The sequence below is a fragment of the uncultured Campylobacter sp. genome (assembly GCF_938030815.1).
In the GTDB taxonomy this organism is placed as follows: Bacteria; Campylobacterota; Campylobacteria; order Campylobacterales; family Campylobacteraceae; genus Campylobacter_B.
Genome location: NZ_CALHII010000199.1, coordinates 1 through 2,061 on the forward strand (window position 1 = coordinate 1; position 2,061 = coordinate 2,061).

Annotated in this window: 4 protein-coding genes; all 4 read right to left on the reverse strand. The window is 40.8% G+C overall.

Annotated elements, in window-relative coordinates; genetic code table 11:
* Nucleotides 1-91 precede the first annotated feature (91 nt).
* Nucleotides 92-487, reverse strand: a complete 396-nt coding sequence (locus Q0277_RS07585; protein ID WP_297996969.1) for a TonB C-terminal domain-containing protein — start codon at nucleotides 485-487, stop codon at nucleotides 92-94.
* A 17-nt stretch (nucleotides 488-504) separates the two neighbouring features.
* A complete protein-coding gene (locus Q0277_RS07590) occupies nucleotides 505-1,485 on the reverse strand; it encodes a TonB C-terminal domain-containing protein (protein WP_297996971.1) in 981 nt (326 codons plus the stop codon).
* A complete protein-coding gene (locus Q0277_RS07595) occupies nucleotides 1,478-1,876 on the reverse strand; it encodes a biopolymer transporter ExbD (protein WP_005869629.1) in 399 nt (132 codons plus the stop codon). Before Q0277_RS07595 ends, Q0277_RS07590 begins: the two co-directional genes overlap by 8 nt.
* Nucleotides 1,876-2,061: MotA/TolQ/ExbB proton channel family protein (locus tag Q0277_RS07600; RefSeq protein WP_297996972.1), on the reverse strand; the 186-nt coding region annotated here is incomplete at its 5' end. The genes Q0277_RS07595 and Q0277_RS07600, both read right to left, overlap by 1 nt.

Sequence of the window (2,061 nt, forward strand, 5' to 3'; positions counted from 1 at the left end):
AGACATATATAATAAGTAAAATACCTTGCATGATATTTAATAAACCTAAAAACACATTAGTCTTTTTGCCCTTCATCTTTTCTCCTTAAATTTAATTTGCTACGTCGGATAATACCATTTCAAATGTGTGAGATTTATTATCCGGTGATTTTGGAAAGCTTCGCTTAGGAAGCTCATCTAAAAATTTCCTTAGCTTGTGGTTAAATTCTGTGCTACGCCCAAGCTCTAAAATTTGATAATTTAAAACTCGTCCATTGTTGCTAAATTCTATACGGATTCTAGCCTCATCGGAAATGTCCACTTGATACTCTGTCCATAGAGCTTGCAATTTCGACGCCATCTGCGAAAAATAAGCATCTAGCTCCTTTGAAATTTGAATTTTACCAGATTTTTGCGAAACGGAATTTCTTTCATAAGTAAAATTCTGCTCCGAATCCGCCGCAAAAAGCATACAGCAAAACGCAAAAATACAAAAAAGTCTCTTCACTTTTTTCCTTACAAATTCTAATTTGTCTTCATTACGTCGGACATCCTAGTATCAATCTCGTGCGACGCTCCGTCGGGAGACTTCGGGAAAGTCTGAGTCGATAGATTATCCAAAAAATCTCGCAACTTCTGGTTAAATTCAGTCTCTCGCCCCAACTCTATAATAGTATAATCCGCCACTCGTCCATCTGCGCTAAATACTATCTTAATCCTTGCGTCGTCCTTCGCGGTCGCCACATATCTGCTCCATAGAACTTGAAGCTTCTTCTCGATAGCGCCGTAATAAGCGTTATACTCGCCCGTCCTTTGCGTCCTGCCACCAAGCTTATCGGATTTGACGACAGCATTTTTAGATGCCGCTTTATCCTTAGCACTAGAGGTGGCGGTTTCTTTATCGGACTTTTTGTTACTCTGAACGGCGTCGCTAGCTTTAGCGCTCTCCTCAAGCTTCTTATTGTCCTTAGTCGTATCCGAAAAAAGATCGCTCAAGCTCGGTTTTTCCTCTTTTTTCGGCTCCGGCTTAGCTTCCTCTTTTTTCTCTACTACTTTTTCGGAAGGTTTATCTTCCAACTTAGGCTCAGGCTTGGGCTCCTCTTTTTTGGGCTCAGCTTTAGGCTCGTCCTTTTTAGGTTCCGGCTTCGGCTCTTCCTTCGGCTTTTCGGGCTCTTTCGGCTTTGCCTGCACCGGAGGAGGCGGGACTACTTGCGCCGTAGTCTTAATTTTATCCTCCGGCACATCCTTCACATTCTTATTTTCAAACTCGCCTTGCTTTGTTTCTTTAGCGATTTCAGGCGCGGACGGAAGTTTATCATCTATTTCGAAATCAAAAGTAACATCCATATAATCGTTGGGATTGTCAGTATATTTTTTAAATTTTTCCTGCGGCTTTGAAATTTGATATAAAAGAACAAAAATCACCAGCAGATAGGCAAAAAGGGCGATTAAAAACGATTTAAAATTATCGTATTTAACCCCCGTAAAATTTGAATAATTAGCCATTTGTTTGAAGTGCGACTTTAGTAAAACCCGCTTGTTTTAAGCTTTTTAAGACAAACATCACATCGTCATAAACGAGTCTCTTATCGGCTTGGATATAGACGGGTTTTTCCAAGCTATACTTGCCGGTGCCTTTAAGCAGCACGAGATTATCCGGGAATTCAGCTAGGCTCATCGAGCTTTTGTCGATATAAACCTTACGATCTTCACCGATACGCACAAGCAAGAATTCCGCGGTATTTTCCGAAACCTGTGCTTTTGAGCCACTAGGCAGTTCGATCTTTTCATCGTAGATAATCGCCGTTTGCGCGACCATTAAAATCGCTAGCAAAACAAGCATAATATCGACGAGCGGAGTGATATTTAACTCTGGATTTTCGTCGAAATTATACATTAAATAGCTTTTCCAGTGTTTGCTTTAAATAGCAAAATATCCGCTGTACGATTTATAATGCTCATAACTTCGTATGCTTTGCGTTTTATAAGTAAGCTAAAGGTGTATGCGGGGATCGCTACAAAAATTCCACATCCTGTGGCAACTAGCGCCTCACTGATCGCAGGAGCAATAGTATCGATGCC